The 24,527-nt window shown below is 51.6% G+C and carries 20 protein-coding genes, 4 pseudogenes and 1 other annotated feature; of the genes and pseudogenes, 12 read left to right on the top strand and 12 right to left on the bottom strand.

Annotation, left to right across the window (positions count from 1 at the left end; all coding sequences use genetic code 11):
• The first annotated feature begins 75 nt into the window (after positions 1 to 75).
• Positions 76 to 831 (top strand): annotated as a pseudogene (locus JCM25146_RS21195) (IS5 family transposase).
• Between the two features lie 79 nt (positions 832 to 910).
• Here JCM25146_RS21195 and JCM25146_RS03320 read toward each other — a convergent pair.
• Complete coding sequence (locus JCM25146_RS03320; RefSeq protein ID WP_025825882.1) at positions 911 to 3,235, bottom strand: TonB-dependent hemoglobin/transferrin/lactoferrin family receptor; 2,325 nt, start codon at positions 3,233 to 3,235, stop codon at positions 911 to 913.
• Positions 3,236 to 3,402: 167 nt separating this feature from the next.
• Between JCM25146_RS03320 and JCM25146_RS03315 the strand changes: the two genes are divergently transcribed.
• Positions 3,403 to 3,981, top strand: a complete 579-nt coding sequence (locus tag JCM25146_RS03315; protein WP_242400889.1) for a biliverdin-producing heme oxygenase — start codon at positions 3,403 to 3,405, stop codon at positions 3,979 to 3,981.
• 77 nt (positions 3,982 to 4,058) lie between these two features.
• Here the strand turns inward: JCM25146_RS03315 and JCM25146_RS03310 are convergent, their stop codons facing one another.
• The 9 genes from JCM25146_RS03310 to JCM25146_RS03270 form a co-directional block, all read right to left on the bottom strand.
• A complete protein-coding gene (locus tag JCM25146_RS03310) occupies positions 4,059 to 4,379 on the bottom strand; it encodes an antibiotic biosynthesis monooxygenase family protein (RefSeq protein ID WP_025825879.1) in 321 nt (106 codons plus the stop codon).
• A gap of 23 nt (positions 4,380 to 4,402) precedes the next feature.
• Positions 4,403 to 5,212, bottom strand: a complete 810-nt coding sequence (locus tag JCM25146_RS03305; RefSeq protein WP_025825877.1) for an ATP-binding cassette domain-containing protein — start codon at positions 5,210 to 5,212, stop codon at positions 4,403 to 4,405.
• On the bottom strand, positions 5,209 to 6,261 hold the full coding sequence (locus tag JCM25146_RS03300; RefSeq protein WP_025825875.1) for a FecCD family ABC transporter permease: 1,053 nt from the start codon (positions 6,259 to 6,261) through the stop codon (positions 5,209 to 5,211). The genes JCM25146_RS03305 and JCM25146_RS03300 overlap by 4 nt, the downstream gene beginning before the upstream one ends.
• Positions 6,258 to 7,175 carry a heme/hemin ABC transporter substrate-binding protein gene (locus JCM25146_RS03295; protein WP_025825874.1) on the bottom strand — a complete coding sequence of 306 codons (918 nt, stop codon included), beginning with the start codon at positions 7,173 to 7,175 and terminating at the stop codon, positions 6,258 to 6,260. The genes JCM25146_RS03300 and JCM25146_RS03295 overlap by 4 nt, the downstream gene beginning before the upstream one ends.
• 80 nt (positions 7,176 to 7,255) lie before the next feature.
• A complete protein-coding gene (locus JCM25146_RS03290) occupies positions 7,256 to 7,585 on the bottom strand; it encodes an antibiotic biosynthesis monooxygenase family protein (protein ID WP_025825872.1) in 330 nt (109 codons plus the stop codon).
• 466 nt (positions 7,586 to 8,051) lie between these two features.
• Positions 8,052 to 9,182, bottom strand: coding sequence for an MFS transporter (locus JCM25146_RS03285; RefSeq protein WP_025825871.1), 1,131 nt, complete (start codon positions 9,180 to 9,182; stop codon positions 8,052 to 8,054).
• A 445-nt stretch (positions 9,183 to 9,627) separates the two neighbouring features.
• Entirely contained in the window at positions 9,628 to 10,374 is a 747-nt protein-coding gene (locus JCM25146_RS03280) for an SDR family oxidoreductase (RefSeq protein WP_025825870.1), read from the bottom strand.
• Between the two features lie 17 nt (positions 10,375 to 10,391).
• Positions 10,392 to 11,174: a class I SAM-dependent methyltransferase gene (locus tag JCM25146_RS03275; RefSeq protein WP_025825869.1), complete on the bottom strand. Its 783-nt coding sequence runs from the start codon at positions 11,172 to 11,174 to the stop codon at positions 10,392 to 10,394.
• Positions 11,175 to 11,283: 109 nt separating this feature from the next.
• On the bottom strand, positions 11,284 to 12,195 hold the full coding sequence (locus JCM25146_RS03270) for a LysR family transcriptional regulator (RefSeq protein WP_025825868.1): 912 nt from the start codon (positions 12,193 to 12,195) through the stop codon (positions 11,284 to 11,286).
• 241 nt (positions 12,196 to 12,436) lie between these two features.
• On the opposite strand from JCM25146_RS03270, the gene JCM25146_RS03260 reads away from it, so the two are divergent.
• Both JCM25146_RS03260 and JCM25146_RS03255 read left to right on the top strand, forming a co-directional pair.
• Positions 12,437 to 13,540, top strand: coding sequence for a linear amide C-N hydrolase (locus JCM25146_RS03260; RefSeq protein ID WP_025825866.1), 1,104 nt, complete (start codon positions 12,437 to 12,439; stop codon positions 13,538 to 13,540).
• Between the two features lie 206 nt (positions 13,541 to 13,746).
• Positions 13,747 to 15,531: a methyl-accepting chemotaxis protein gene (locus JCM25146_RS03255; protein ID WP_051543974.1), complete on the top strand. Its 1,785-nt coding sequence runs from the start codon at positions 13,747 to 13,749 to the stop codon at positions 15,529 to 15,531.
• 8 nt (positions 15,532 to 15,539) lie between these two features.
• Here the strand turns inward: JCM25146_RS03255 and JCM25146_RS03250 are convergent.
• Positions 15,540 to 15,713 (bottom strand): annotated as a pseudogene (locus JCM25146_RS03250) (P-type conjugative transfer ATPase TrbB); the annotation flags it as partial.
• A gap of 65 nt (positions 15,714 to 15,778) precedes the next feature.
• On the opposite strand from JCM25146_RS03250, the gene JCM25146_RS03245 reads away from it, so the two are divergent.
• The 8 genes and pseudogenes from JCM25146_RS03245 (at position 15,779) to JCM25146_RS03215 (ending at position 23,683) form a co-directional block, all read left to right on the top strand.
• Positions 15,779 to 16,102 (top strand): transposase, encoded by a 324-nt coding sequence (locus JCM25146_RS03245; protein ID WP_025825859.1) that lies wholly within the window; start codon positions 15,779 to 15,781, stop codon positions 16,100 to 16,102.
• Positions 16,057 to 16,173, top strand: a sequence feature (AL1L pseudoknot). (Overlaps the previous gene by 46 nt.)
• Positions 16,099 to 16,320 (top strand): hypothetical protein, encoded by a 222-nt coding sequence (locus tag JCM25146_RS22385; protein ID WP_025825858.1) that lies wholly within the window; start codon positions 16,099 to 16,101, stop codon positions 16,318 to 16,320. (Overlaps the previous feature by 75 nt.) The genes JCM25146_RS03245 and JCM25146_RS22385 overlap by 4 nt, the downstream gene beginning before the upstream one ends.
• Before the next feature lie 468 nt (positions 16,321 to 16,788).
• On the top strand, positions 16,789 to 19,293 hold the full coding sequence (locus tag JCM25146_RS03235; protein ID WP_242400888.1) for a TonB-dependent receptor plug domain-containing protein: 2,505 nt from the start codon (positions 16,789 to 16,791) through the stop codon (positions 19,291 to 19,293).
• 72 nt (positions 19,294 to 19,365) lie between these two features.
• Positions 19,366 to 20,679 (top strand): MFS transporter, encoded by a 1,314-nt coding sequence (locus JCM25146_RS03230; RefSeq protein WP_199897693.1) that lies wholly within the window; start codon positions 19,366 to 19,368, stop codon positions 20,677 to 20,679.
• Positions 20,669 to 21,334, top strand: a complete 666-nt coding sequence (locus JCM25146_RS03225; RefSeq protein ID WP_025825851.1) for a DUF2848 domain-containing protein — start codon at positions 20,669 to 20,671, stop codon at positions 21,332 to 21,334. The genes JCM25146_RS03230 and JCM25146_RS03225 overlap by 11 nt, the downstream gene beginning before the upstream one ends.
• Before the next feature lie 18 nt (positions 21,335 to 21,352).
• Positions 21,353 to 21,619 (top strand): annotated as a pseudogene (locus JCM25146_RS24795) (amidase family protein); the annotation flags it as partial.
• 26 nt (positions 21,620 to 21,645) lie between these two features.
• Positions 21,646 to 22,671: an amidase family protein gene (locus JCM25146_RS16855; protein ID WP_051543972.1), complete on the top strand. Its 1,026-nt coding sequence runs from the start codon at positions 21,646 to 21,648 to the stop codon at positions 22,669 to 22,671.
• Between the two features lie 97 nt (positions 22,672 to 22,768).
• Complete coding sequence (locus JCM25146_RS03215; RefSeq protein ID WP_025825849.1) at positions 22,769 to 23,683, top strand: LysR family transcriptional regulator; 915 nt, start codon at positions 22,769 to 22,771, stop codon at positions 23,681 to 23,683.
• A 26-nt stretch (positions 23,684 to 23,709) separates the two neighbouring features.
• On the opposite strand, the pseudogene JCM25146_RS21190 reads toward JCM25146_RS03215, so the two are convergent.
• A pseudogene (locus tag JCM25146_RS21190) lies at positions 23,710 to 24,459 on the bottom strand (IS5 family transposase).
• Positions 24,460 to 24,527 lie beyond the last annotated feature (68 nt).

Raw genomic sequence — 24,527 nt, 5'->3', positions numbered from 1 at the left:
TCCCATATTGTAGGGATGAAAGAAGGAGACGGAACAGGCACTTTTACGGACGAGACATGGGCGATCTAGGAACCTCTGATTGAGGTGGTTCGCCCACGAGGCAAGAACGCCGCCCCATGATCTGCGGCGCACGATAGCAGCGATTTTCTGGCGCCATGAGAATGGTGCGAAATGGCGGAGTATCCTTGCTGAACTGGGTCCGTGGTGGCGGGCAGCACAGCTTTCCATCCGCTGGGCGAAACTCGGCGTATGGGAACGCCGGCTCGAACGGGTTCAGGAACAACTCGGAGCAGCATTCGGAATGACTTTTCTGGATGGCACGAACATCAGGACTCACCACAAAGCGGCGGGAGCCCAAAAAAGAGCCTCTTTCGAAGAGCGAGACCATCGTGAAGCGCTTGGCCGTTCTCGCGGCGGTTATGGCACGAAAGTCTGCGTGATCGCTGATGGACATGAAAAAGCCTTTGGTTTTGCGCTGGCCCCCGGACAGGCTCATGAACTACCCTTGGCACCAGCCACGCTCGACAGCCTTTCCGCCATTCCCCTGTGGGGCGTGGCGGACAAGGGCTACGCGTCGAACGCCTTTCGTGAACGGATATGGACATAGGAGCCCGGCCCGCCATTCCTGCGAAACGACAGGATGGGGCGGTCTCCTGCCTAAAATGGGTCTATTGGTGCCCGCATCTCGTTGAGAACCTCTGGGCTTGCCTCAAGGAGTGGCGTAATGTCGCAAGCAGATACGAAAAAACAGCAACATCGTTCCTCGCCGTCATCCACATCGCTGCCGCAGCAGACTGGGTCAAGCCATTACTGGCCCTAGAGATAACTTAAATATTAGGGCAGCTATTTTATAGGCTGCCCTTTATTTCATGGAATAATTTTCAAAATTTATTATATTCCATATGTTTCGTCAGAACTCAATTCTAGCAGTAACTTTAAATGAACGCCCGGGCTGCGTGTAATACCGTTCAGACAGCGAGGTGGACGACTGACCGTAAGGTAAAGACGCGGCATTATAGTAGGCTTTATCAAAAATATTGTACATACCGGCTTGAATGCGTAGCGGCTTGTAAAAAGATGGACTGTACCAACCGTTCAGATCAAACAGAACGTAGCCAGGGGTTTTCCACTGGTTCGTCAATGTTCCTGTAGATGTGAGATATTTTGCATTATCCCGACCACTGGCAAATGTGCCAGACAGATCTGCCCCCCAGCGTTGAGTTTTATAGCCAAATCCAATAATGCCACGGAAAGGTGCCACCGAACTAAGATGGAAGTTCATATCCTGATCACGGCCATCTGCATACGCCAATGATCCCCACATATGCCAATGATCATCAAACGACCAGTTGCCACTGGCCTCTACCCCGTAAATACGCACATGCGCCAGATTTGTATAACCGTAACACAGCATATAACCTGTGCAGCCACTTATACCCATCATATCGATGAAGTTATGGTAATGGTTATCATAGAAAGAAATTTTGGCACCTCGTTCCGAGTTTCCATATTTCATCCCGACTTCCCACCCACGGCTACTTTCAGGTTTCAGGTCTGGATTACCAACTACCTGATAAACAGGCGGCGTGCTGTAGTTCAGATATTCTTCCGTTGCAGATGGTGCACGGTATGCCTCCGCATACTGTCCATACAAAACAAGGTCTTTGGCAATACGGGCTTCAACCAGAACTTTAGGCGAAAAATGGGAACCATGAGCGCCATGTGGTAACCCTGCATAGCCTGCATTAGCCATGTAGGAGGCGGTATTATGCGTATCACGCTGAAAGTAATCGAACCGGAACCCCGGTGTAATATGCAGCCACTCCCCTCGGCCTATACCAATACGATCCTGTACAATCGCTCCCATGTCCGTGCCATGTACTTTGGGCATATCCGAAAAATTATCGTGCGTGTAGGCATTGGACACAGCTCTTTGACCCGTTTGCGTCTGGTACGTATCAGTCAAAAAGACTTCCCCACCATATGTCACTACATGGTGCAAAGGACCGGTAAAGATATTGTTTGTCGCTGAACCCGTAACCCCGTAGGATTCCACAGGTAAAGTCAGGTGTTGGTGCACATAGGCTGTTGGCCTGGCCGGGTCTGTATTGGTTATATCGGTATCGGTTTTGATACTTTGCCAATATGCGAGAAAATGAGCTTCGCTGAAGAGCGCTGTTGGGCTATCTGCTTGATAGTCATACTGTCCCGATACGCGCGAACGCTGGTTTTCGCTGCGGGTACGATAAACATTTGTGGCCGTTGTTTCCGACGTTCTGGTCCGTTCGTCGTAATTTTTGTCAAACCACTCCCCCGTCAACCCAACCCTGTGACCACCCTCAAAATAATGACGGATTTTACCCAGAAAACTTCCCTGATCATACGTCGCTGGGTTTTTGGCAGTGCGTGTACGACCATACCCGCCGATTTCACCACGGTTTCCAGTCTCGCTCCCGTTCTGGTATCCTCCTTGCAGCAAGAATACCGTATTTTTGTAGCGAGCAGCAAAAGCTTGGTTAAGCAATGCCGCCTCGCTTGCACCATTGTAAGTCAACTTGGTCAGACCACCAAAGGTTTTGCCAGGTTTAAGCAGGTCTTCGGGGTCCAGTGTACGCAGGGCAATAACCCCACCCAGAGCGCCTGTACCAAAAAAGCTGGAATCAGCGCTTTTAACAATATCAATGGCGCCAAGGGAGTTAAAATCAAAGTTGCTGACCCCACCCTGTGCCGAGCTAAAGGACCCAGCATAGGCACCATCATTTGCCCAGGGCATGCGCACGCCATCTATGGTGGTCAGAATACGGTTCTGATCCAAGCCACGAATGTTAATGCTTGAATTGCCACTACTATAATTCACGGAGGCATCAACACGTCGCGCAAAATCTTCCAGACTATCTATCTGTCGGTCACGGAGTGTCTTGAGCGTTGTTGTGGTGGTGAGCACACTCGCCTTGCCAACCGCGCTATGATCCTTGTCAGGATTGTACTTCATGGAATCCAGAATATCTGCTGTTCCACCGACTTTTACAGCTCTTAACATTACAGTAGTGGAACCGGTAGCTTTGGACTTTTGATCCTTTTTATCGCTATTGATCTGAGTAACAGCCCCCGCCCCAGTCGGTGCGGAGGAGTCCTGTGTTGCGGCAAGAGCGGGTGTTGTACAGGCATAAACCAGTGCTGTTGTTGCCAGCATTCGGTAATGCACAACCCGACAGAAAAGCGGCGGCCTTGTCATTGTGCATCCATTAGTTGCTATTAAGAATCATTACCATTTTATGATGCACACGATGCAGTCGCCCGGCAAGCATTTATTGCGTATGATTCTCATTTGCGTTAAATTGGTCACGCTATCATATCTTCCAAATTGCCATTTATGTCGTAGAGGCTCTTAAAATGACCAGAATGTCTGATACACTCTCCCTTTCTCTACGCCTTAAAGACGCCGCTCACACAATTCATGAGGATCTGGATAGAGGCATTATGGCGCAAGGCCTGTTTTCCAGCGCAGACAAATACCGGAATTTTGTACAACTCCAATATCAGTTCCATAGGGATATCAATGCACTTTATAACCATGCCCAGCTTGTAGAGATTATTCCTGACCTGAGTGCCAGAAACCGCTTTGCGCAGGTTTGTCAGGACATGAAGGACCTTGGACTTCCGATTCCAGATGAGGCGAGCCCTGCGGATGACAAAGATGCCTCCACAGCCATTGGCTGGCTCTATGTTGCCGAAGGATCCAAACTAGGGGCCAATTTTTTAACAAAATTGGCCGAAAAACTGGGCTTTACTCAAACATTTGGCGCACGTCATCTTGCCGCCGACCCTGATGGGCGAGGACCGTCGTGGAATGCGTTCAAAAGCGCTATTGATCATGCGGGGTTTGACTCCGCTTTGGCTGTGGTAGGCGCTCGGGCTGGTTTTTTACGGGTTAAGGCTTATTTGCTTGCATCTAACGCTAAAGCCAACACACCAGCCTAAAACACCCGAAAAATGGCCTGAAAATACCCATATTTTTCAGGCCATTTGAAAATATTTTCCGCGAGAATATGGCAGTATTAGGCCGTAACCGCCTGTAAAACTGTAAACCCTTCAAACACCGGGGGGCCAGCGGTCAGCGCACGGCCCTGCCCTGCGCCAGCATGAGCCTGACGGAACTGCTCGGATTGAGTCCAACCGACAAAAGCATCGTATGAATCCCATACTGTGTGAGATGCGTAAAGCCGCCCTTCCTCTTTTTCCGGCCCTTGCAAAAACTGGAAACTAACAAAACCTGGAACTGTTTTTAATAACACTTCTCGATCCAGCCAACGCTTCTGAAAAGCTTCTTCATTTTCTGGCGCAACCAAAAAACGGTTCATTGCAATGTATTGAGACATGGACACTTTCTTTCTCACGATTATTATTGGCAAATCATATTATGCGGTAGAATGTAGGGTTTGCCGGTAGCCACATGTTTGTGTACCTGCCCCTCCTCCAGCCCGAACACGTGGCTGGCCAACGCATTAGTCAAAACCTGCTCTGGTGGCCCTTGCGCATAGATGCGCCCATCATGCAGCACAACAATCTGGTCCGCGCAGGCTACAGCCCAGTTCAGGTCATGAATAATCAGCACCACACCACCGCCACGCCGGGCGTGGGCGCGTGCCAGATCAAGCACCAGATACTGCCGGGACAAATCCTGAGCGGAAATTGGCTCATCCAGCAATAAAAAGCCCGGCGATTTGTCCGTGCCATGCACTGCGGCTTCCAGTTGCATCATTACCCGTGCCAGATGCGCTCTCTGACGCTCCCCCCCGGACAAACCCATAATATCACGCTCGATAAATGCGCCCAGCCCTACGCGTTTCAGCAATTGTTCGGCCAGTTCCAGCCGGGCGGACGCCCCCAAAAGCGGTGCAGACACCTGCCCCCCCATTGCCACCAGATCGCGTAGTGTAAACCGGGCGCGGAGCGGGCTATCCTGCGTTAACATAGCCCGACCACCCGCCAGATACATCGGGGAAAGATCGCTTATGGGCACATTGTTCAGATGCACAACACCTCCCCCAACTGGCAGCAAGCCACTAGCAAGGCGGAGCAATGTACTCTTGCCAGCACCGTTCGGGCCAATAATGGCCGTAACCTTCCCTGCTTCAAAAGCGTAAGAGGCATCGTGCACTATAGTTTTACCGCCAGCGCACCAGCCTACATTATGCAAGGAGAGGCTCATGCCAGCACCTCGCGCTCATGGGCACGGGTAAGCAACCAGACAAAAACGGGCGTGCCCAGCACCGCAGTCACAATTCCCACTGGTACATCTGCTGGCATGGCAATAACCCGTGCCAGCGTATCTGCCGCAATTAACAACGCGGCTCCCAGCAAAGCACTGCCCGGCAGCACAAAACGATGGTCTGGCCCAGTTACCAATCTGACCAGATGAGGCACCACAACCCCGATAAACCCGATTGCCCCAGCGAAGGAAACCGTAGGCCCCACACTACAGGCGACCAGCAGCATGGCCAGCCGCTTAATACGCTCTACCGGGTAGCCCATTAACCGCGCGTCACTTTCCCCTAACAACAGAGCATTCAGGGGCATGGTCAATCCTGCCGTTATCCACCCTGCCACCAGCAAAAAAGGGCATAACATGCCAATCCGTAGCCATGTTGCTCCAGCAAAACTCCCCATGGTCCAAAAAGTCAGGTCGCGTAATGCTGTGTCGTTGGCACAAAAAATAAGGATGCCCGTTAAGGCACCTGCAAACGCACTCAGAGCCACACCTGCTAGAAGGATCACACTTACAGAGGTCACACCTCCGCGCGTTGAAAACTGGTAAAGTAACCATGCCGCAGCAAAGCTACCCATGGTGCCAGCTACAGGCACGGACCAAGCTGTGCCGGTTATAAAGACGTGCATGCTCCCAACTGCCATATCCAACCCGGCACCACCCAGCACGATCATACAGGCCGTTGCCAGCGCGGCCCCGGACGATACGCCAATTAAGCCCGGATCAGCCAAAGGATTTCTGAACAGCCCTTGCATAACAGCCCCTGCGACCGCCAATGCTGCTCCGGTCAGTCCCGCCATGATAACACGGGGACCACGGATCTGGGTTAATACGACCCGTTCGGCATAAAGACTTCCATGAGCATCGCCCTGCCATAACGCCATAAGATGCACTCCGGTTGCCCCGACATTAAGCGAAACAGCCGTAACAAGCAGCAACAGCGGTAAAAGAGCACACAAAAACAGAGCCCCACGCCGTTTTGCTAAAGTCATGCAGGATGTTCCATTGCAGCTAACATTCTGGCCAGATCAAGAGCCGCCTGAGGTGTACGCGGCCCAAACCCCAGAAGACGCTCCCCCTCCATGGCCACAAAAGCCTGGTTTCGCCCTGCTGGCGTAAGCTTGAAGCCGGGATCTGCCTGCAGAATAGAGCGGATAGGTGTTGCAGTCTGGTCCATAAGCAAAACAACATCGGGTTGCAGGGCTACAAGATTTTCCTGATCTACAATTTTATAACCCTGCATATCGCCCCCCGCATTAATCCCTCCCGCAAGGCGGATCATGGCATCTGCCGCTGTTCCTTTACCTGCAGCCATAGGGCGGTTGTTCGTCATACGCATAACAAACAACACACGCGGCATCCATGTATGTGAGGCACGCCATGCTGCGAGTTGGCGAAATTGCTTGGCAATACTGCTACACAATTGCTCGCCTTGTGCCTGGGCGCCCATTATGTCCGCCAAAAAGCGGGTCCGCCCTTCAATCGCCTCGGGGGAAGGAGTAGCATCCACAAACACAACGGGCACACCAGATGCTATAAGCTGATCCATGGCTGTGGGTGGACCGGCGTCATTCATAGCCAACACAAGATCTGGCTGCAAAGACAACACCCCTTCGGATGAAATAGCCCGCATATAGCCAAGAGCTTTTTTCTCCTTTTGGGCCTCTTCGGGCCATGTGGAGGTCTGATCCACAGCCAAAATCGCATTTGATCGCCCAAGTGCATACAATGTTTCGGTTATGGGGTCACCAATGCTGGCAATTCGTGCCGTTCCATGGAGCGTTACGCGCCGCCCTCGGCAGTCTGTTATACTCCGGTTTTCAGCGCCATTTACCGTGTTTAAACGGCTCCCCTGCGCCCACCCTGCATGCGGCAAACAAACCGCGGCTACGCCAGAAACCAACATAGAGCCCACAAACCGGCGAGAAAACTGCCCCATATCTCGCTGCGGATTGTGGCTCCTGCGCGCTGCATTGTGCATTTTCATCACGCAGCCTGCTCCTGCGCTTCGACCGTGCGAAGCACATCATAACCACTGAATTCGCGCTTTTCGAGCGTTAAAGCCTCCCCCTGCCCCATATCTTTATGAGCAGTATGGAACAGTTCTGACTTACGCCATGCCTCGTAAGCTATGCGCGATGTCCAAATGGTCTGGGATGCATAAGTCACGTGATCAGGCAGCACGTCGCCACGCATAAATTGGATCATCAAAAAACCGGGAGCAGTTTTCAACAACACCTCCCGATCAAGCCAACGACTTTTAAACTCAGCTTCTTTTTCCGGCCGGACTTTAAAACGGTTCATGGCAATAAACATTCGGCCCCTCCATACTGCACAAAGCCCTCACACCCGACGTTTTTACAAACGCGACAAGGCTTCACACGTTAACTAGGCAGAACACTTCCACAAACGCAAATGCGAATCAATATCATATTTTGCACAAGCCCGTGCAGACGGTAAACAACGCCTATCTATCGTTATTTAATGAGACTTGTCGCCGGAGCAATGTGATTAACTCAGGCATTGAGGTTACCGAGCGTCACTGAAAATACAGAATGCCGTCCTGGTAAGCATCAGAACATATAAACGCGGTTCGCGCACATCATTGAGATGTGCGTAGCACAGTACTCGCCAAGTCAAGCGTTATAATAAAATGAGCATTCTTGCACTGACAAAGTTACTTCCTCCATGAGTGGAGACAACCCTAGAGTGACCAAAACGAATACCACGACATCTCTATCCTTCGTCGCAGAGAAATAGCTTGGTGACACGTTCACACATGTCATTTCGTCATCGTTGATCGCCCAGTCTTCATTGTCATGAAAGCCAGCAGAGCTGCGAGCACAAGCACAAACGTGCTGGCAGCGAAGGTCGCCTGATACCCGACCCCGTCAAACAGAATACCGCCAGAGGTTGCCCCCAACGTTATGGCAAGCTGGACAACAGCAACCATCAGCCCGCCTCCTGCTTCAGCATCTTGGGGGACTGTTCTGGCCAACCAGGTCCACCAGCCAACGGGAGCGGATGTCGCGAACAGACCCCACGCTGCCAGTATTATGGCAGAAACAACAATCCATTTTCCCAACATAAGAAGGCCAAATGCCAGAAACGCCATCAGAGCAGGAATAACAATCAAAACGGGATAGACGCTTTTCTTCAGCATGGCACCAATCAGCGCAGTACCAATGAAACCGGAAATGCCCATCAGTAACAGGAGCAAAGACAGCGTAGACACATCGACATGAGCCACATCTTCAAGGAACGGTCTGACATAGGTAAAGAGCGTGAACTGTCCCATAAAAAAGAGGCTGACTGCAATCATTCCCATTCTCACAATTGGCCGCGCCAGCAGGGCGAACACACTTGCAGATTGCTGATGTCGTTCACTGGGCATGGACGGAAGGCTGAAAAACTGCCAGACGAAAACAATGACAGCCACCGGCACCACGCAAAAAAAAGCACCACGCCAGCCAATCAAACCACCGAGAAAACTGCCCGCAGGTGCCGCAATAACTGTTGCAAGAGCATTGCCACCATTCAGGATCGCAAGCGCACGTGGCACATGTTGCTCTTCGACAAGACGCATTGCCATTGCAGCAGACATTGACCAGAAACCGCCAATAACAACACCGATCATCGCCCGTCCGAGCATGAAGATGACGTAATTAGGTGCCAAAGAAACAACAGTTCCTGAAACAATCATCATCCCAATAAGGACTAACAGCAGCGTTTTACGATTTATCCCTTTAGCTAAAGAAGAAATAAAAAGACTGGTTAAAACTGCAAATGCGCCGGAGACTGAGATTGCCTGCCCCGCCTGCCCCTCGCTGATATGAAGGTCGGCTGCAATGGGTGTCAGCAGACTGACAGGCATAAACTCCGATGCAACAAGCGCGAAGGCGCCAAGAGACATGGCGAGCACAGCGCCCCAAGCGCCTGTCTGCCTGTCAGAGTCCTTGTGTATGTCGGACGATGTTTGAGAGAGAGTATCCATTACACCTCAATATTACGAATATTTATAGGCACGGGTATTTCGCAAAACAACGAGTGAAATCAGCAGACTCCCTTCATCTGCAACATTATTTTCGTACGTTCTCGCTTTGCTCACGATGACTGACAGTGTTCATAAAAGAATGTAAGGAACGTTGGGCATCCAGACTAGTCCCTATAAAACGATCATGATCATGAGTAATATTCATGAATGACGGGTTCATAGCAGCCAGCCAGAGTTATATAGAATTCAGTCTCTGCTTTTTAATAAATGAGATTTTTAATAATTTTCTCTAGCCTATAAGAAAGGCCGCGTCCTTTTCGGGACACGGGCCTTTCTGAATTTTAACGCGTTTGTCTACTCTATCTTATATCTGCTGTTTTGTGGGACGGAAAAGAATTTCGTTAATATCCACATCTTCCGGTTGGCTAATTGCAAAAGCCACGCATCGTGCAAACGAATCAGCACTGATCGCAATACCAGGCACAAAATTCTTGAGCTGTTCCGCAGTTGCCTCATCATGAACGCCATTGAGCAGTTCCGACTGGACTGCCCCCGGTGAAATGATCGTCGTGCGCAGGTTGTATGGCTTCACTTCAGCCCGTAATCCCTCGGACAACGCACGCACCGCGAATTTTGTGGCCGAATAAACAGCACTGTTTTCCAGAACACGATGACCGGCAACGGATGACACGTTGATGATCTGACCGCTTTTCTGCGTTTTCATGTGCGGAAGAGCAGCTGCAATGCCATACAGAACGCCCTTGATGTTAACGTCGATCATCATATCCCACTCGTCAACACGCAGTTTTTCAAGTGGTGATAGAGGCATGACGCCCGCATTGTTGAGCAGCACGTCAATCCGGCCATAAGTCTTGACCGCCGTATCAACGAGGTTCTGAACCGAAGCGCGATCTGTCACATCCGTTTCAATCGCCAAAGCCTTACCACCTTTGGCGGCAATATCTTCTGCAAGCTTCTTGATCCGGTCTTCGCGCCGCGCTCCCAGAACGACAGTCGCACCCAGTGCAGCCAGATGTCGCGCAGCTTCCGCCCCCAGCCCACTGCTGGCACCTGTTATGACAACGATCTTATTTGCTACGTTATTGTTCATGGATAGTCTCCGGATTTTTAACGGTCGATTTTCTGGAATTTGAGGACGAAATTATCTCCTTCCCCGATTGCGGCATATTTGGCGTGATCCTTATCCCCCAGCGCGAAGGTCGGAGGAAGTGTCCAAACACCCTTCGGCCAGTTGGCCGTATCACGCAGATTGGCGTTGATTTCCGATGAACCAACAAGCTTAAAGCCTGCTTTTTCAATGAGAGAAATTGCGTAAGACTGCCGGACATACCCATCCTGAGCATGCGGATCCTGCGGGGCATTTGTGTGGCCACGATGGTCTTCGACACCGAATATACCACCCGACTTCAGAACCCGATGGATAGCCGCAAGCATTTGTGGTGCATTCCCGGCTTCCATCCAGTTATGCAGGTTACGAAAAGTCAGAACGAAGTCGACACTGTCAGGCGCAACAAAATCGAGATGGCCGCCGTCAAACTGTGTTGTCCTGAACGTTTCCTTGAGTTCGGGGTGAGCTGCCACCATCTGGCTGAAGGCTGAACCCGCTCCATCTTCAGGACCAAGAGCCAGAGTATAAACGCCTTTGTCCCGCAGATATGGGCTAAGGATCTGCGTCCAGTAGCCGCCACCCGGCCAGATTTCGACAACACTGGCATCCGGACGCAAGCCAAAAAACTGCAATTCTTCCAAAGGGTGCCGGATCGGGTCACGCGCAACGAACCGAGTATCCCGCGTGGGGGAATGAACAGCCTGTTCCAGCGTTGGTGCTGCCATGGCTTGCCCTGCCCCGGTCACGGCAAGAGCACATACAATTGGATAAATTGCCTTCATGATATTTTCTTGTCCATTTTCACGCCAAAATAGCCAAAGTTTTCTTAATATAGCGTCTCATGCCCCTTTCGATTAGCCCCCTGTTAATGCATACGGTCATCGATTTTACTCATGAATGCAAAGAAGCATCCGGCTCATAACGCATTTCCTCGACAAAAAGAGAAAAGGGCATGCTATTCTGATGGTGGTGGGGAAAGCAGAGATGATATCCAGTCCAATAGGGACACCAGTCCTGAAGAACTTTTATCAGACGGCCATCGGCAATATATTTCTCCGCGACCATTTCCGGCATATGCGCCAGACCTAAGCCGTCGAGACAGGCATCGCGCACAGGAAAAATGCTGTTAAATATCAGAGGGCCATCAACACGAACCTTAACATCCCGACCATTCTTCTCAAATTCCCAAGCGTAAATTCCACCATGTGTTGGCAGACGCATCGTGATGCATTGATGCTTCAGAAGATCATGCGGAACCTTCGGTTTCGTGTTCTTTCTAAAATAAGATTTCGTGCCCACAACGACAAAACGAATATCTGGTGTCAGAGGCACCGAAGTCATCTCCTTGGTCACCTGTTCTCCCAGCCTGATACCGGCATCAAAACGCTCGGCAGCGATATCCACCAACCTGAGATCCGCATTGATCTCGATTTTTACATCAGGATATTTTTTAAGGAACTGGTCAATCCTCGGCCTGAGGATATAGGCTATGACATCGTCCGTTGCAGTCACACGGATCAGGCCGCGTGGCGCATCCCGTAGCTCGCACAATGAGGCAATCTGACTTTCAATCTGGTCGAAATGTGGACCAATGTTGCGAATGAGATAATCACCTGCATTCGTGGGCGTCACGCTGCGCGTCGTCCGCGTCAGCAGTCGCAGGCCCAGACGTTCTTCCAGTAAACGAACCGTGTGACTCAATGCCGACTGGGACACACCCAGCTTTGCAGCAGCCCGCGTAAAGCTCTTCTCACGCGCCACAGCCAGAAACGCGATCAGGTCATTAAAATTCTCGCGAGACATATATGAGCCTTTTTCATGAACATGCTCATATTATTTTAGGCGTAGCTCTGTTTGTCGTCGAGATTTAGATTCCTCAGCGCTCCGATTATTCATGGAAACTCTACGTAGGATATGTTGTTCTAGGGGATGTGTCCTTTGACGTGGAGATAAGTTTTACTATGGCGTGAGAAATTTTCTGTCGAGAAAATAATCCTGTTTCCTCACATGTGAAATTATGAACAATAGCTCCAGGAAGAAAACCATGAAAATCAAGTCTCTTGTCAATGCAATATTATCTTCTACTGTTCTTTTTCCTTCAATTGTGCAGGCTTGTTCAAGCTTGGCGATCACAGATAAAAGTGAGCATGTTTATCATGGGCGCACATTGGAATTACCAGAAGACTTACCGTCTTGGTTGACTTTCTATCCTGCTCAGACTGCATTCCAGAAAAAGTCACCTAGTGGTGATGCTGGTGCACATTATAAGGCTCTCTATCCAATTCTGGCGATTACAACTTCAGTTTATCAGGATGGTGACGATCATAACATGCTTGAGGGCATGAACGGTGCTGGTCTGTCTTTCAGCGCCAACATGGTGCCTGAGGCGACACTGACTCCGCTAACAACATCGGATTACCATGATTCTATCCCTGTAACATCACTAGGAGAGTGGGCACTCGCCAATTTTGCAACGGTAGAGGACGTCAGAGACGCCGTGAATAAAGGGCATTTCTGGTCTCCAGTTTTGGCCAAATTGGGCGGAGTAAAATCACCCTTTCATTTTGCGTTTTATGACAAAAAAGGAGGAAGTATTGTCGTAGAAGCGCTTAATGGGAAATTTCATGTTTATGACAATCCCACAAAGGTCATGACAAACGGTCCAGACTTCCCGTGGCATCTCCAGAACCTGAATAATTACACGCAATTGACTAACAAAGACAGATCCTCTGCACTTCTGGGAGGTATGAAAGTGGTTCAGCCTGATAGTGGGATTGCAGCTGCAGACCTGCCATCGTCAGACACATCTGTCGGACGTTTTATTCGTGGCGTTTACTACACCAGTTACGCACCCCTTGCTCAGTCGACAGGAGATGCGATCAATATTCTTGCACATATCATGAATCGTTTTGATCGTATGAAGAATATTACCACCGATACGTTAGGGGGCGAGACACAAAAAGAAGCCGGAAAAACCGTTTCTGAATATACGGTCTGGACAGCATTATCAGATCTTAGTGATGGAGTTATGTTCGTTCGGGGTTATAAAGATATTAGTTACAATAAATTTTCGCTTCAGGATTTCCATAATACTACAAAGCCTGTTTTTGAAAGAATTAATAACCGAGATATGGCATTGCCTTACTGAGACGCCAATCCGGTTTATGGTGTGGAATGGCGCGTTTCGTAGCTAAAATTAATAGAAACGCGTCTGCATCAAGAGTAATTTTCAAGGCATGTGGACATGCCCACTTTGACTTAAGAGTCCTGCCCTATATATACCTGCATTTCTGGTCTTAATCCGCTGCATCCGGGATTGAAATGCTCAAGAACATTCGTATATCAGGGAAAATAGTGCTTTCTTTTTCCCTTGTCGTGGCAACTGTTTTTCTGTTTTCCGTCGTCGTGTTTACATCGCTTGGGCAAATTCGCAATGCCAAGCTGGAAAGTGATCAGGCGCATCAGACTATCAATACGGTCAATGACCTGTTGAATACGCTGGTTGAAAGCCAGAACGCGATGCGCGGTTATGTAGCGTCCGCCAACAAACAGTTTATTGGCCGCATTGATGAATATAAGGCATCTATATCGCCGCACCTTGCCACGCTGGAAGCCACTCTACCACCCGAAACTGTCAGAAGCGAACTCACACCTCTCAAACAAGCTATTGAAACTTTCAACAACGAGATGGCACAAACCGTTGCCGCTATGTCCAATCCGGCCCTGCTGAACCAGACACGCACGGAAATCGCCAGCACCGCCCGACTAACGGATATTCGCAAGATCATCGGCAGGCTTGATCAGCAGGAAGAAGCAGTTGTTGCACAACGTACACAGGCAGCGAATGCTGCATTCCATATCGGCGGACTGACCCTTGCCATCGGTGGGAGCCTGACAACCCTGATCTCAGCACTTGTCGGCATAGGACTGGCACGCTCCATCGCTACTCCCGTTGTCAGATTGACCGCCATCATGCGAGCGCTGGCGGGCGGCAATACCAGCATCAACGTACCTAGCACCAACAGGCATGATGAGGTGGGCACCATGGCCGGCGCCGTGGAGGTTTTCCGGCAGGCCGCCATCGACAAGGCTCGCTTGGAAAAAGAAGCCGAACAAGCACGCTACCAACAAGAGGCCGAACGTCAGGCAGCGCAGGAACGAACAGAAGAGGCTGCACGTCAGTTAAAGCTCGCCACAGACAGTCTGGCCAATGGCTTGCAGAAAATGGCCGCAGGTGATCTTACCGTTCGTATCCAGACCACCTTTGCGGCCGAACTGGAGCCACTACGCGAGAATTTCAACCTGTCCGTCAAACAACTGGGGCAGGCGTTGCTTTCTGTTTCCGGCTCGGCCTACAGTATAGGCAATTCGACGGCTGAGCTGGCCACCGCCGGCGACAACCTCTCCCGCAGAACAGAGCAGCAGGCCGCCACGCTGGAAGAAACATCTGCAGCCCTGATGCAGATTACCCAGCGTGTGCAGAAAACAACTGAAGAAACCCAGACTGTGCATACGGTGGTGACAACGTCCCGCTCCGATGCAGAACATGCTGAAGACGTGGTGAACAATGCCATAGAGGCCATGACGCGCATTGATCAGTCATCACAGTCTATCGCCAAAATTGTTGACATGATCAACAGCCTTGCATTCCAGACCAATATTCTCGCTCTCAACGCCAGTGTGGAGGCCGCACGCGCAGGGGAAACAGGACGTGGCTTCGCTGTTGTAGCCGGTGAAGTTCGCAATTTGGCTCATCAATCGGCTGAAGCAGTCAAGGAGATTTCAGCCCTTATCTCCAGCTCAGGCGAACAGGTTAAAGCTGGTGTATCGTCCGTAATGGAAACCGGCGATGTGCTGCACCGTATCGTCGTGCAGGTCAATACAATCGGAAGTCTGATTACGAACATTGCTGGCGCAGCCCATGATCAAGCAAGCAGCATCTCGCAGTTGAATATCGCCGTGAGCAGTATGGAGCAGACAACGCAGAAGAATGCTGCTGTAGCGGAAGAAAGTGCCGCAGCAAGTCACACGCTGGCTATGCAGGCCGAAGAACTGGAAAAGCTGGTCAAGCAGTTTAATCTGAATCAGACCGGTCGTTACCTGTCCGATGGCACATCTGCCCGTCAGATTACTGGCTGATTGATTCGGAGTAGTCCTTCGAACCGCTCACCACCTGGCAGTTCGGCTGATACGCGGCGGCACCAGCATGCACCTCGGCTCCCGCATAGTGAGCGACCAGACGCACAATGCGTTCAGCATCGGCGGCGGAGAGAATTCCCCCCGTGTCGGTCAGTCCACAGCTGACCATCCGGGTTCAGCATGACCTCGATCGTGAACTGCCCCGGGTTTTGTGGAGACAGCAAGACCCGTGAGGTAAGAGATAGTCATGAGCAACAAATCGAAGCGTTTTCGACCTGAGTTTCGTGAACGTGCAGCCCGTATGGTTCTGGAGGAAGAGAAGAACCATCCTTCGCGGTGGTCTGCGGTGATGGTGATCGCCCCAAAGCTGGATATTCACCCTGACACGCTGTCCAAATGGACCCGTCTGCATGAGCGGGCCAATGCATCTGCGGTGAGTGACCTGCCGGATCGAGAGAAGATCAGGCAACTGGAGCGAGAGAACCGCGAACTGCGGCAGGCCAATGAAATCCTGCGTAAGGCCTCGGCTTATTTTGCGCAGGCGGAGCTCGACCGCCGGTTCAGGCCATGACGCGCTTCATTGATGAGCACCTGCAGACATATGGTGTCGGGTCAATCTGCAAGATCCTGCCGATTGCACCATCTGTCTATTATGCAACCGTTGCCAGACAGAAAAATCCCTGTGTGTGCCGCCAGACAGACAAAGAGCTGAGCGACAAAATCCGTAAAGTATGGAACGATAATTTTTGTGTCTATCTTCAACGTCAAAGAAACCAAACTGCTTCATGAACCATATCTCCAATCAACGCAGGGGATATGGAATCACACAGAAAGGCCCAAAACTGGTGGGTTTTTCGAACCCTCCAGCTTTATCTGCCAAAGTGCATGCTTTCGGATTTAAACGTGCAGGCATGTCATTTCGACCGTGCATAAAAGCGCATCTCCTTTTGCGTGATGCATTTTTGCAATGAATGGAGAGAAAAAAGACAGGCTTGAATTCAAAACAAAAATTCTTATGCAGCGTTGTGGACGAGGCATGAAGGCGTGTTTGCATAAATAAAATTTATCCAATCGAATAAGCATATAAATCTTTATTTTCGAATGGTGGATTGTTTAGATGCGACATCGGAATGAATGATTCGTGCGAATCATCTTAAAACCTGGCGATATGGAATAGGGAGTAGATCAGGAATGTTGCACCTTCGTACCTCTTCATTATCGTTGCGAAATAGCAATGTTTTATCCCCTTTGGTGTGGGTGTTCATTCTTGCTTGCGGTTTGTGTGCTCAGGAGGGGCAGGCTGCGTCTGTGCAGGATGCGCCAAACCTTGCAAAAAAACCTTACCAGAAAAAGAAGGATTCAGACTATACAACGGCCAAGCGGGCAAAGGCCATTCGGCAGGTTACTGCGCGTGACAGCGAAAATGTTTCCGTGCAGGGAACGCGGCTTGCCAACACTGTTCTATCTCCTTCCACGCGTGAGCACAGCACCGCACAGGTTTTTCGTTACAGCGCGGAACAGTTGAAGGAGACGGGACAGACCAATATTCTGGCCGCTATTGCCCAGCTTTCGCCCGCGGTAACGTCCTCTCCCTTTGGCGGGATTGGTGGGAACGGGCTGAACAAGACCATGCAGTTGCGCAACCTTGGGGCCGACCAGACGCTGATGCTCGTGAACGGCAAGCGCCGTCATGTTGATGCGAACTTCAATTACTTCCAGTCTGGACCGAACTATGGCACGGACCCGGCTGACCTCTCCCTTATTCCCATGAGCGCGATTGACCATGTGGAAATTATTACTGAAGGCGCGAGTGCCCTGTACGGTCAGGATGCTGAAGCGGGGGCGGTGAATATTGTTCTCAAGCGGAACACAAAAGGCGGCACCATCAACCTGCAGAACAGCGGATATTATGTGGGGGATGGGCAGTCGTTTGACGGAAGTGCGGATTACGGAATGGCCCTTGGCCGTAATGGAGGCTACCTGAATGTTGCTGCACAGATAGCGAACCAGCTTTCTACCAACCGTTCGGGTGATTATCTGGGAAATCTTTATTTTGCCGGGGACCCGCGGAACCAGACCGCCAATCGTGATGTCCAGCGTATAGCGGGTTCTCCACGTACCTTGCTGGAAACGGTCAGCACCAACGCGGCCTATCCTATTGGCAACGGTCTTGAACTCTACAATACCTCCACCTTTGCCCATAAGGACATGGTGCAGGCGCAGACGTACCGCGCATATTCCAATGATAACGTCATCCGTTCTTTTTATCCCAATGGCATGCAGCCTCAGGCGTTGGCGGAAGAATACGACTTTCAGGTGGATAACGGTATTCGTGCCCGTAACCTGCTGGGCATGCAGTGGGACGCGTACGTAAATTATGGCCGCGATTCCATGAAAACCCAGATCACAGATACAGATAACCCGACCATGGGTCTTGCCAGCCCGACAACATTCAACACCAGCCTCTTTATTTCTACAGAACTGGCAACAGGGCTGAAGGCGACAAAGGTTTTCCACTCCCCCAGTCTGCCACGCCCGATCAGCCTGTCTTACGGGTTTGAATATCGTTACGATACGTATCAGGTGGGTGCGGGGGATGAGGCATCGGTGCTGAATGGTGGGGTGCCAATTCTGGATGGTCCAAATGCAGGGCAGATGGCCTCCGCCGGTGCGGTTGACAAGTTCGGTGTGCCCAAAGAAGCTGGCGGCACCATCAATCGTGGTATTTATGACGGTTCCATAAATCTGGACATGTACGCCACAAAACGCTGGGAGTGGACATTTGGCGGCCATGTTGTCAGTTATGACGATGTGGGTACCCATCCTACGGGGTCGGTTGGAACGCGCTATAATTTTAACGATCATTTTGCCATTCGCGCCAATGCTAACACCGGCTATCGTGCTCCGACACTTGGCGAACAGGCATTTTTTGCCGAAACTACTTACCCCACCTACCGCACGGCGCAGTTACCCGTTAATTCGCCCTGGGCCAAAGCCCTTGGTGCGACCAAGCTTAAAGGGGAGCAGTCCCGCAGCTTTAGCTTTGGTGTGGATGCAACATTGCTGCCCAACTGGACCCTGACTGCAAATATTTACCGTATTTCCATTGCAGACAGGCTGTTCAATACATCGCAGTTTGGAGGCAGCCAGGTGGAAAGCCTGCTCTCCGGCGCCGGGTTGCCGGGTGTTCTGTATGCCTCGTATTACAGCAATCCGGTAAACACCACGACCAATGGTGGAGATATTGCAACTGCCTACACGCTTAAAACGGACAGGCTGGGCACATTCCAGTTCCGCTTTGCCGTGAATATAGCGGATACACAAATCAGCCATTACAACAGCACGCCATCTATTCTGGCGGGCATGGGGCTTACAACCTTTAACCGGACCAACAAGGAGTATCTCCTGCATTCCGCACCACGGAATATTGAAAACCTGACGGTGCTGTGGAACAGAGGCCCCTATTCGATCCGTGTGCAGGAGCAGCGTTTTGGGTCCTACACTTGGGTTGCCTCTCCCTCCCTCCAGCAATCCCAGTGGACCTATGCCGGGCCATCGTACATTACCAATCTGGAGCTTGGGTACGATATTCTGCAAAAGTGGCATGTTGCGGTTGGCGCGTATAACCTGGGCAACCATTACCCGACCAAGGCGAACTCGGCATCCAGAGCCGCATTACAAAATGCGTTTACTTACGCCGGAAATTCTCCATACGGGTTTAATGGTGGCATGTATTACGTCAAAACATCCCTGAAGTTTTGAACAGACCATATTGCCTTATCGTAAGGAGCATGTCCTGCTGGCATGGTCCTTACCACGATGCGGCGGAGTGCCATGACCAGACAAGCTACTGACCCCCGCCCCCCCCAACACTCCATGAGGCACGTTGCCTTCGCCAGTATGATAGGGACTGCGTTGGAATGGTATGACTTCATGATTTACAACACCATGGCGGCGCTGGTGTTCGGGCAACTGTTTTTCCCCCAGACATCTCCCATGGTTGGCACACTTATGGCGTTTTCCACTTATGCTGTCGGGTATGTGTCCCGCCCGCTTGGTGGCGTGATATTTGGCCAGTTGGGGGACCGACTGGGGCGCAGAACGGTTTTGACACTTACACTGGTGCTTATGGGGGCCTGCACGGGGCTTATTGCACTGCTGCCGACCTACCGGGCCATAGGGCTGGCCAGCCCTCTTGTTCTGGTCATGCTCAGGCTGTTTCAGGGCATTGCGCTTGGGGGGGAGTGGGCTGGTGCTGTGTTGCTGGGCGTAGAACATGGCCAGCAGGAGCGGCGCGGCCTGCATGCTTCGTGGGCGCAAATGGGGCCGGGGGCGGGCACGGTTGCCTCTTCCGCCGTGATTGCCATTGTGGCAGCCTGTGTCAGCAGTGAGCAGTTCATGTCCTGGGGGTGGCGTCTACCTTTTGCTCTGAGCGGGATTCTGGCCGGTGTGGGGTTGTGGATACGTCATGGCGTGGGAGAAACACCGGAGTTTGAAAAACTACAGAGCAGCGGGAAAAAAGTAGCCTCTCCGGTTCTGCACCTATTCCGGCATCATGCAAAATCCCTTTTGCTTGCGTCCATGTCGCGGATTGGCCCGGATGTTCTGTATGCGCTGCTTGTTGTTTTTAGCCTGACGTACGCAACTCAGGTTCTGGGGCTGTCGCGCTCGGTCATTTTGAGTGCGCTGCTGGTAGGGGCTGCCTTAAGTGTTCCGGCTACGGCGGGCTTTGGCGCTCTGGCGGACAAGGTGGGGGTCCGAGCTGTTTATATGACGGGGCTTGTGGCGTCCGTGCCTGTGATCTGCCTGTTTTTTCCAATTATGAACACGGGGCATACTGCTGCCATTATCCTGATTGTAACAGGTGGACTCATTGTTCATGCCTCTATGTATGCTGTTCAGGGAGCATTTATAACTGCCTGCTTTCCAGCAGAAATCCGGTATAGTGGTTCTTCAATTTCCTATACTTTTGGGAGTCTGGCCGGAGGCGGGGCTTTTGCTCCCCTTATCATGACCGTGCTGTACCGCACGACTTCATCCTCATTCACAATTGCTCTTTACGCTATTGCCGCAACCGGAGTGACACTTCTGGGGCTTGCAATAGCGGGACAGTACTTCGCACAGGAAAAACATAATAATGCACATTGATATTACGCATGATGTGGGCGTGACAGACGTTATTATTGCTGGCTGGGCCGGGCGGCACAAAGAGGATGTGGAGCACCATATTCAGGAACTGGCCTTACTAGGTGTGGCGCCTCCTTCTACAACGCCTCTGTTCTATCAGGTCTCTGTGGACCGTCTGACGCAAGCCCATAACATTGCCGTTGTGGGGGACAATACATCGGGGGAGGCAGAGCCAGTTCTGCTGGCGACCCGCGACGGGCTGCTTGTGGGCATCGGGTCTGACCATACGGACAGGACCTGCGAGAATTTTAGCGTGGCCCTGTCCAAGCAGGTTTGCCCCAAGGTGGTTGGCCAGCAGTTCTGGCGGTACGAAGATGTGCAGCCTTACTGGGATGATCTGTACCTACGTTCGTATCTTCATGATGGTGACACGCGTATTCTTTACCAGAATGGTCAGCTCTCCTCCCTGCTACGCCCAGAGGTGCTGATGCAGCAGTGCCCCCGGCAGATTGCATCGGGCCTGCTGGAAAACGGGACGATCATGTTCTGTGGTACAACTGTGGCCATTGGGGGCATTGTGCCAACGCCCAAGTTAACGGTTGAACTGTTTGATCCCGTAAAAGAAAAAACCCTGTCGCATACCTATACTGTGGCCTGCCTGCCTGTTGTGGCTTGAAGAACAGACGAGAGCGATATGACACATCCACAGGTCCCACTTTCTGGCGTGAGCGAAGCACGGGTGCGTGGCATCCTTGCCAGACTGAAGCAGGAAGATGCCCGAACACGTTTTGTTTTTACAGAAGTGTATGAGGCAAGTGCGCTGCACGAAGCCCGGGAGGCGGACAGGCGCAGGCATCTTGGTCTGTGTCTGGGGCCGCTGGATGGTGTGGTTGTCTCGGTCAAGGATCTGTTTGACATCAGGGGGCATAAAACCAGCGCGGGCTCCCGCCTGCTGGCTTCCCATGCCACCGAGGCACTGGCAGACGCTTGGCAGTCCAGCGGCTACGCGCGGCGGGCGGGATTATCATCGGGCGTACCAGCATGTCCGAATTGGCGTTTTCCGGCATTGGGAATAATCTTTACTTTGGCACGCCTGCCAATCCAGCCGATCCTGCATGTATTCCGGGAGGGTCTTCCTCTGGAGCTGCGGTTTCTGTCGCACTGGGGCTGGCGGATATCGGGTTGGGGAGCGATACGGGCGGGTCCTTGCGTATTCCTGCGGCCTTATGTGGGGTTGTGGGGTTCAAACCATCGTCGGGGATGGTGCCAACCGCAGGGACATTCCCTTTGTCGGAGACGCTGGATACGGTAGGACCGATTACGGCTACGGTAGAAGGCTGTATGCAGGCGTTTGCTGTGCTATCCGGCGGTTATGTTCCGGTCATGCCTGCACGTGCTCCCTACCGGTTAGGCATTGTGTATGATGGCCGCATAACCGATGGCACGGAAGCTGCGGTTGCACAGGCGTTGCAGCAGGCCAAAAACAGGCTGGAGGCAAATGGCGTGCTGTTGCAGAGCATGGACATTGCCCCAGTAATGGATGAACTGGCGCAGATTGATGCCCGCGGCACGTTCCCGAGTATTGAACTGGCAGCCAGATTGGGCGCTCTGTCTGATGCGGACAAAGCTTTGCTGGACCCCGCAATATGGGACCGTATCCGCTCGGGGTACCATGCCAGAGCAACAGACTACCTTGCCATGCAACAGCTCCGTAAGAGCACGATTGCCCATATGCAGCAGCTTATGCAGGGGGTAGACGCCATTATGCTGGCGACCGTGCCTGTTGTGGCGCCCCTGGCGGCTGATCTGGCGGAACCAGAGCATTTTCATGCCATCAACAGCTTGGTTTTGCGTAACACCCGTATTGCCAATCTGCTGAACATGCCGTCCATTTCCATCCCTCTGCCCGTGTCGGGCAAGCCTGTAGGTCTGATGCTATGGGGTCGAACAGATGCGGACTGGGCGCTCCTGCACTGCGCGAAGGAAATTGAAACCATCGTCAACGACAAGTAAGCATCGCAATACACGGGGGAATATTGTATTTTTTCGTTGCGCTGTTGCGCCTACCTGTTGCTTGGCATGGTGGGGATGTTGCCGGAATGGATGTTTTATGGATTTCAAGAGTCTTGAAGCCGTTATCTGGATTGACAGGCTAGGGGGCTTCAAGGCGGCGGCGGAAGCCCTGCGCATGACGCAGCCTGCCATTTCCGTGCGTATTGCGCAGATGGAAGCAGGGCTGGGCGCAAAAATCTTCTACCGCACAGGCAAAAGCATTACGCTAACACCAGTGGGGATGACGCTGCTCCAGTATGCAGAGCGTATTCTTGAACTGCGGGACGAGGCGATTGCAACCATAAAAGGGCATAATGAGGAGCGCGGTATTATCCGCATTGGTGCTGTGGAAACGGTGGTGCACACATGGCTCCCATCGCTCATGTGCTCCCTGTCGGACAAATACCCGCATGTTACGGTTGATCTTGATGTGAGCGTGTCTGACGAAATCCAGAGAAAAATTCTCAAAGGTATGTTGGATATAGGACTATACATAGGTGCGACCAACTCCCCCATGCTGGTGGAAACGCATTTATGTTATTTTGAAATGGCGCTTGTCTGCTCCTCCCAGATTCAACTGGATACGGACGAGCGGGCCAATCTTAACACCCTGCCTGCCATGCCGATCATGACATTCTCACGCAATACGGTACCGCATGTTATTTTACGGAGTTTGCTGGCGCGTGAGGGCATAGTGCACCACAGGATATGCGCCATGAACTCCGTGCCAACAATTATTAACATGCTGTGTAACAGAATAGGTCTGGCGCTTTTGCCGGTTGTGATGATTAAAGAGTATCTTGATAGTGGCCAACTGAAGATTATCAATCTTGGGGTTAAAATTCCGGCAATGGAATGTGTCGCCGGGCGGCTGGCCAAGCATGGCTCCAATATTGTTGATGATATTGTTAATCTTGCTGGCGGTTTTACTCGCACACCGCGTTTGTGGAGCCACCAAACATCGAATCAGTAAAAACGATAAAATACGAGGCTTAGGAGTTATTTTTTGAGGTAGAAGATGACGGGTGAAGCTATATGGGTTGCGGATATGAAAGTATGAGCGCAGCGGCCGTATCTGGTTGTAACACGTCGTCAGCCTTTCAGCTTTTTGAACATGTTTTCGATGGGGTGGCGCTTTTTATACAGATGCCAATTGTAAGGTGGCTTTGATTTCCGGTTCTTCTTCGGCGGAATACAGGCTGTGATGTTCCGGTCTGCAAGCGATAACCTGATCTGGCTGCTGTCGTAGCCTCTGTCCCCGATGACTTCTTCTGTCTCATCGGGGAGGTCTGCCAGAAGCACGTCTATGCCTTTGAAGTCACTAACCTGACCCGCAGTCAGATGCAGCCGGACAGGTCGGCCCTGACCATTGCACACGGTATGAAGTTTTGAGTTCAGTCCGCCTTTTGTTCGTCCGATATGGCGAGGAAAAGCCCCTTTTTGAGCAGGAACGCCGATGTCCGGTGTGCCTTAAGGTGTGTTGCATCAATCATCAGGCGCTTCGAACGGCCAGCCTGTTCTGTCAGGGCGACAAATATCCTGTCGAAGACACCCAGGCGGCTCGACCGGATGAAGCGATTATACAAAATCTTGTGCGGACCATACGCTTTCGGAGCGTCTTTCCACTGAAGGCCGTTGCGGATCACATAAGCGATCCCGGTCATCCACGCATGGCACTCCGTGCGCCAGAAGAAAAAACGGCTCAATCCGCTTCATCTGGCTCTCAGACAGCATAAACACATCGCTCACAGGCCCACCCTCCATCGGTAAACCTGTGAATCACAACCTCTCGCTCAATTCAATAAATTAATAGATCC

The organism is Acetobacter okinawensis JCM 25146, from assembly GCF_000613865.1.
GTDB lineage: Bacteria > Pseudomonadota > Alphaproteobacteria > Acetobacterales > Acetobacteraceae > Acetobacter > Acetobacter okinawensis.
The sequence above is the reverse complement of the archived record's forward strand: the minus strand, read 5'-3'. Positions and strand labels throughout refer to the sequence as shown.

Bases quoted from the DNA above. Each gene is read 5' to 3' on its own strand.
- JCM25146_RS03215 (WP_025825849.1), top strand. From the start codon at position 22,769: ATGGATTTCAAGAGTCTTGAAGCCGTTATCTGGATTGACAGGCTAGGG.
- JCM25146_RS03275 (WP_025825869.1), bottom strand. From the start codon at position 11,174: ATGAAGGCAATTTATCCAATTGTATGTGCTCTTGCCGTGACCGGGGCA.
- JCM25146_RS03280 (WP_025825870.1), bottom strand. From the start codon at position 10,374: ATGAACAATAACGTAGCAAATAAGATCGTTGTCATAACAGGTGCCAGC.
- JCM25146_RS03270 (WP_025825868.1), bottom strand. From the start codon at position 12,195: ATGTCTCGCGAGAATTTTAATGACCTGATCGCGTTTCTGGCTGTGGCG.
- JCM25146_RS03300 (WP_025825875.1), bottom strand. From the start codon at position 6,261: ATGACTTTAGCAAAACGGCGTGGGGCTCTGTTTTTGTGTGCTCTTTTA.
- JCM25146_RS03320 (WP_025825882.1), bottom strand. From the start codon at position 3,235: ATGACAAGGCCGCCGCTTTTCTGTCGGGTTGTGCATTACCGAATGCTG.
- JCM25146_RS03310 (WP_025825879.1), bottom strand. From the start codon at position 4,379: ATGTCTCAATACATTGCAATGAACCGTTTTTTGGTTGCGCCAGAAAAT.
- JCM25146_RS03230 (WP_199897693.1), top strand. From the start codon at position 19,366: ATGACCAGACAAGCTACTGACCCCCGCCCCCCCCAACACTCCATGAGG.
- JCM25146_RS03295 (WP_025825874.1), bottom strand. From the start codon at position 7,175: ATGTTGGTTTCTGGCGTAGCCGCGGTTTGTTTGCCGCATGCAGGGTGG.
- JCM25146_RS03315 (WP_242400889.1), top strand. From the start codon at position 3,403: ATGTCTGATACACTCTCCCTTTCTCTACGCCTTAAAGACGCCGCTCAC.
- JCM25146_RS03245 (WP_025825859.1), top strand. From the start codon at position 15,779: ATGAGCAACAAATCGAAGCGTTTTCGACCTGAGTTTCGTGAACGTGCA.
- JCM25146_RS03290 (WP_025825872.1), bottom strand. From the start codon at position 7,585: ATGTTTATTGCCATGAACCGTTTTAAAGTCCGGCCGGAAAAAGAAGCT.
- JCM25146_RS03225 (WP_025825851.1), top strand. From the start codon at position 20,669: ATGCACATTGATATTACGCATGATGTGGGCGTGACAGACGTTATTATT.
- JCM25146_RS03305 (WP_025825877.1), bottom strand. From the start codon at position 5,212: ATGAGCCTCTCCTTGCATAATGTAGGCTGGTGCGCTGGCGGTAAAACT.
- JCM25146_RS03260 (WP_025825866.1), top strand. From the start codon at position 12,437: ATGAAAATCAAGTCTCTTGTCAATGCAATATTATCTTCTACTGTTCTT.
- JCM25146_RS22385 (WP_025825858.1), top strand. From the start codon at position 16,099: ATGACGCGCTTCATTGATGAGCACCTGCAGACATATGGTGTCGGGTCA.
- JCM25146_RS03285 (WP_025825871.1), bottom strand. From the start codon at position 9,182: ATGTCTCTTGGCGCCTTCGCGCTTGTTGCATCGGAGTTTATGCCTGTC.